This window comes from Fulvivirga sp. (genome assembly GCF_040220315.1).
In the GTDB taxonomy this organism is placed as follows: domain Bacteria; phylum Bacteroidota; class Bacteroidia; order Cytophagales; family Cyclobacteriaceae; genus Fulvivirga.
This window is the reverse complement of the sequence record NZ_JAVJUY010000339.1, coordinates 1-4,140: the sequence shown is the minus strand read 5'-3', so window position 1 is coordinate 4,140 and position 4,140 is coordinate 1. Positions and strand designations below refer to the sequence as shown.

The window sequence follows — 4,140 nt, the reverse complement described above, 5'->3', positions numbered from 1 at the left end:
GGTCTGCATTCAATAGCAGTTTCTAAATGATATTCTTTAAACCATTTATAGTCTTTTAGGATCAATCATTTTAAAAACTGTTATCTGAATTAATAATATTTAAAATACCGGTAGTACTTAAGCTTGACTGGGCGGTATTATTAATATACAGTTAGCATTAATTTAATTTTTTAAATTATTGGAACGTTATATATGTTTAACTACCTTTAGATAAGAAACCATTTAGGTTTATCAAACTGACTATTGTTATGGAACACCCCAAATACACAATTATTTGGCTCATTTACCTATCAATTATAGCAATCAGCTGTAATAAAGAAGAAATAGACATTGATGCTAGAGAAGCTATCCTTGGAAAATGGGAGGTTATTGAAGTTGATGGTGAGCCTTACCCGGCAGATGGGTATACTGAATATTTAAATGACAGTTCTTACAGGTCCTATGATTATTTAACTGGAGACTTTTCTTACGGTGATTATTATCTAAATGATTCAATGCTTATTTACTACTACTACACTGTTGATATTGACGAAATTGATACTATTTCGATACGCTATTACTATTCTTTCGAAGACCAAAGAACGTTGATTTTAGATATTGATGCTCTTGCCATATTATACCGGTTTGTTTATAGGAAAATCGAATAATCTTACAATAATGCTTTTACAAGCATAAATTAATTCAGCTATGAAAAATCTATTTACTATATTAATGATATTTTTTGCTTTCCTGTCTCAGGCACAGGAAAAGGACAAGCGACACACCATCCATAAGTATGAGGATGGAACTATAAGTGCGGTAAAGTTTTCCGGTGCTGAAGAGACCATTCCGACTTCGTCCGGTGCTTTTTTTAAAGAATACCTAGAAGTGAAACCAGCGGACCACTTTAAAAAAGTCCCTCATATATCAAAGCGAGAAGGGTTTGTCCATGAACACTACGATCAGTACTACTTTGGCATTAGAGTGCAGGATGCAGGATACAATTTTCATTATAAAAACGGGCAGATGTATTATGCCAATGGACATTATGTGAAAATAGATGATCTCAATACCACACCAGCTATGAACCTGGAACAAGCGATTGATATTTTCTTAAAATATAAGGAAATCGAAAAGGAGGAAGTAGTGGACACTGTAACAGAGTTGCTTATTAAAGAATTTACAAATCAAATCGATAATGACAAGTTGAAAACTGTAGAGTTGGTCTATCGAATTTATCTGGAATCCGATCACCCGAATAACAACGAGGTAGGGTACATCAATGCCCACACGGGCCAAGTAGTTGAAACCGAACCCAGAGTGATAGATTTTTTGGGCACATTTGCCACTCGCTACAATGGCACTCAGCAGGCAGATACTGATCCGGTAACCGGGGGCCATCGCCTCTTTGATGATACAAGAGGTGCAAATATACATACAAGGAACCTTCAAAACAGCACGGTCATTTCCAGCGCCGTTGAGCTTATAGATAACAATAATAACTGGACGGCAACCGAACATTCTACCAACGAAAATGATATGGGACTTGACATACACTGGGCGCTTCAGGAAATTTATGATTACATCAATAATGAACACAGTATCAATAGTTTTGACGACTCAGGATTTTCTATCAACGCATATATCCGCTTCGGATCTATTAATAATGACAGAGACAATGCTTTTTGGGATCCTACACCCAATCATCTGGTTTTTGGAGACGGGGCTGTTAGATTTAGCCCAGTGGCAAGCCTTGATGTAGTCGCACATGAATTTGGTCATGGAATTACCGATTTTCAAATTGGTTGGGGAAGTTCCGGGGATCCAAGGGCGTTCAATGAAGGATTGAGTGACATATGGGGTGCTATCCTGGAACAGAGGATCAGTCCGAGTGCCGTTTGGAGGATTGGTGAGGATATTTCTTTAACAGCCTCTTATGAAAGAAACATAGAGAACACCAATGACGCCAATGCCCGGACACAAATAGCTGATACCTATCAAAGTTCTCAGTATAATGGAACCTCTGATTTTTATGTAAGAAGTGGTGTTTTTTCGCACTGGTTTTACGTATTGGTGGAGGGAGAGAGTGGAACTAATGACTTAGGTAATAGTTATTCCGTAAACGGGATTGGGATGGGCGATGCTGAAGATTTGATTGTGGAAGCTGTTTTCAATAATTATTTGGATAATACTACAACATATCCTGCCATAAGAACAGCAGTGTTGAGTGCAGCAGAAGCACTATTTGGAGCAAACTCGTGTGAGGTTGTAACAGTTACAAATGCATGGCATGCTGTTGGAGTTGGCTCAAAAGCAAGTATTTATGTAAATGGGGATAACGTTTTATGTTCATATACTACTGATGTCAACTATGAGCTTGAAAATTTGGATAATCCAGATGTCACCTGGTCTGTCAGTCCTTCAAATTTAGTTTATAATGCATCTGGGACCGGATCAACTGCCCCTTTGAGAGCTAAGTATTCTTCATCCAGCGGACAGGCTACATTAATATTTACCGATCCTTGCACTGGTACTAATTATTATAAAATAATATGGGTTGGAAAACCAAAGTCCAGTTCAATTGAAATCAATCTTGATGGTTTTTCAAATGGTAATGAGGAATTGAGTAATTGTGAATTGAATTATGCGGATGCATATCATCCGGGTAGTGCTTTCGTTGATGAGTTTGATTGGGATATAGTTGTTTCATCTGATTATTACTTAGAAGAAGAATATGGTTCACCTGCCGACTGGCAGTATGTTGAAATTGATTATTGGGATACAAGCCCACCTACCACTGAGACAATAAAAGTAAGAGCCCATAATACATGTGGCTGGAGTACATGGAAAAGTGAGTATTGGGATGTAGATGATTGTGGGGGATACTTCATGATAATGTCACCTAACCCATCATCAGATTATATTGATGTCACCTTTCAAAGCTCAGAACCCGAACTCTCCGCAAATATGAGTCAATCTAATTCTTCAATTAAGGAAAAAGATGTTGTTACCAAGATATATGATCAACAACACAATGAAATTTTTACGAAAAATTCAAAAGTGAAGGATAGACTAAGAATTGATACCTCAACTATTCAATCAGGACATTATATCATTAAGGTCTTTATTGATGAAAATATATTTACCAGGCATCTTTTGATCGAATAAATATCCTATTACCTCTCAGAGAAGTTGAATATTATCAGCTTCTCTGAGTTTGGTTCAAATTGATTGATCATCACCCCCTGGATGGATTTATAAAAAGAAGACTATAGCCTTGAATATTAACAGATTAATCCAAATAATAGAGACCAGAATTTGTCTGGTTATGTTTCTCATAACATCTTCTTGCTATGAACCAGAAGAATATGTGACCCCCGTTTATCTTGAACCGGAAGTGTCGTTTGTGATTGACAATGTGCAGTGGGTTAATGTAAATGCTCCAGGTATTACTCTTAATTTTAATAATAACAGGTTCTATCTGGGCATGACCAATGAAACATTGAATACCGGTTTTCTTTGCACTATTCAAGCGAAAGATCGAGATAGTGTTATGCTGTTCCATGACTATTCTGGCGATCGTACAAAAATTTCAGTAAAATCCGGAAGCTACGCGTCGAGTGATACTGTCTCTGTTACAATGATGTACCAATTACGCGGTGTGGGTGACAACTCAGACGGACACCCTGACTATGATTATTGGTCAGCCTCTGATCCTGAATTCAATTTTCTGATCATAGAAGATGTTTTCATTGATGACCTGGAGCTGTATGTTTCTGGGTCTTTTAAGGCCAGAGTCAAGCATTCAACAGATAAGCAATTCCCTAGATACAGATTTATTGAAGGATCGTTCAAGAATATCAGAGTAACTAAAAGATACTTTAGAACGGAGAAATAATGATGTTGCAATAACAAAAGAATATTTTCAGAATACTTAAAATTATATGCTATGAGAAAATCTGTGTTGCTCTTTCTACTTGGGTTGTCACAATTAGTTTTCGGATGGAACTTACATATCGATGGCCCAAGTCAAAGTTGTCCAAATGAATATCTTGAGTACCACATTTATGCTACAGGCGCATTTGGAGAAAAGTTAAATGGTGGTGCTGGTTGGGACGTTTATGTTGATGGTGTCAAAATCAATGAACTTAGCAGCGGACC

4 protein-coding genes are annotated in these 4,140 nt (G+C 37.2%); all 4 read left to right on the top strand.

Annotated features, from left to right (window positions below; all coding sequences use genetic code 11):
• Positions 1-248: 248 nt before the first annotated feature.
• A complete protein-coding gene (locus tag RLO81_RS17290; protein WP_350114594.1) occupies positions 249-647 on the top strand; it encodes a hypothetical protein in 399 nt (132 codons plus the stop codon).
• A 40-nt stretch (positions 648-687) separates the two neighbouring features.
• Positions 688-3,147 (top strand): M4 family metallopeptidase, encoded by a 2,460-nt coding sequence (locus tag RLO81_RS17285; RefSeq protein WP_350114592.1) that lies wholly within the window; start codon positions 688-690, stop codon positions 3,145-3,147.
• A 160-nt stretch (positions 3,148-3,307) separates the two neighbouring features.
• A complete protein-coding gene (locus RLO81_RS17280; RefSeq protein WP_350114589.1) occupies positions 3,308-3,877 on the top strand; it encodes a hypothetical protein in 570 nt (189 codons plus the stop codon).
• A 51-nt stretch (positions 3,878-3,928) separates the two neighbouring features.
• The coding region (locus tag RLO81_RS17275) for a hypothetical protein (RefSeq protein ID WP_350114586.1) at positions 3,929-4,140 on the top strand (212 nt) is incomplete at its 3' end.